Origin of the sequence: Halorubrum sp. SS7, assembly GCF_005435055.1 — an archaeon.
Classification (GTDB): domain Archaea; phylum Halobacteriota; class Halobacteria; order Halobacteriales; family Haloferacaceae; genus Halorubrum; species Halorubrum salinarum.
On record NZ_SGXV01000089.1, the window covers coordinates 1 to 1,309 of the forward strand.

Below are 1,309 nucleotides of genomic sequence, written 5' to 3' on the forward strand. Positions count from 1 at the left end.
GTCGCCGAGCGCGTGCTCGACGACTGGGCGTACACCGACGGCGGGGAGTAGTAACAGACTGTCATACAGTTCCCCTACGGTCCGACCATCAGACACCCGTCGAACGGCCAATTATTAACCGCCGAGCGAACTGCGAGCGTATCTGCGATTCCACCGTCAAGTTACTACCCTGCCGAAGACGGCAGCGGTTCCCGCAATCAGTAGGTGCGGCGTCTACGTACTCCCTCGCGCTCGTGATCTCTGGTCGTATTCTGTCGGTTCCGAGGCGTTTCCGACCACTCCGCACGCCACAGCCCGCTGATATCTACCTGCTCCCTCACAGACGGAATTACGACCTCGATACGGTTCGGAAACGCGCTCAGTACGCTCTGGGGCCCGCGTGTCGACTACGTGGTCCGCGTGAGTCAGCTACCCCTCCGGGAACTGATCGAGAAGTCGCCGTGACGGTCGTCGCCGCCCGGCAACTGGTATTGATTCGCCGCAGTCGCTGCGAACGTACTCACTCCCTATTCGGGGTCGGACGTGGTCGATCAGTCTTCGTCAAGGCTCTCTGACCGTTGGGCTTTCAACTGCCTTACTTCTCGCTCCACGTCGAGGTCCGAAAGCTCGTCGAGACTCACCGTCACCGTCTGTGACGCCCTCTCACCGCTATCACGGTTCGTTCCCTGTTCGTTCCCTGTTCGGTCTCGGCGACCGGGTGCGTCCGACGGCTCGGTAAGCAGGACATCAATCCGCCGAACTAACACGTACGCCGTTACTGCCGTCCCCGCTGAGACGGACGCGTAAACGGCTAACAACGCCTCTACGCCGAACCGAGACTCCAGAACCGGGCCGGCCAGCCACGCGAACACGCACACTCCCACCAAGAGACCGGTCGAGAAAGGGACGGCTCTGCTCATGCCCCGGCTTGGATGTCTATGGATAAACACTTTTGCCCGCGTCCGCGCTCCGCCGGCCCGCATTCCCCGACGAGTCCGAAATGGCTCCGTCGTACCCACCGGTGGCCGGTAGCAGACACTCTCGTTTCCGTGGCACATCGGCGAGCGAGAGACCGTATCAGGCGGCCCTCCTGACAGGAGACGGCGACGATATCCATCGACCGGCAGCAAGACTCGACGGTATCCTCCTCCATCATGACGGCCCCGGCACATTCGGGACACTCCTCGAGGAACAGCCGCAGAGCGTACAGGAGCTGGCTCTGTTGCCGGAGACCGAGCGTTTGCCACCCGTCGAGCCGATCCCCCAGCTCCGTCGCAGCCGCCACGTCCGCGAGGAACGCCCCCCGAGATTCCCATTGTCCGACCTGCGT

General features: G+C 62.6%; 1 protein-coding gene and 1 pseudogene. Both read right to left on the minus strand.

Features of this window, described 5'->3' with window-relative positions; genetic code table 11:
• Positions 1–530: 530 nt before the first annotated feature.
• Entirely contained in the window at positions 531–899 is a 369-nt protein-coding gene (locus tag EXE44_RS16740) for a hypothetical protein (RefSeq protein WP_137705720.1), read from the minus strand.
• Positions 896–1,309: pseudogene (locus tag EXE44_RS21150) on the minus strand (hypothetical protein); the annotation flags it as partial. The pseudogene EXE44_RS21150 and the gene EXE44_RS16740, both read right to left, overlap by 4 nt.

Coding starts and splice junctions, on each gene's coding strand:
- EXE44_RS16740 (WP_137705720.1), bottom strand. CDS start 899: ATGAGCAGAGCCGTCCCTTTCTCGACCGGTCTCTTGGTGGGAGTGTGC.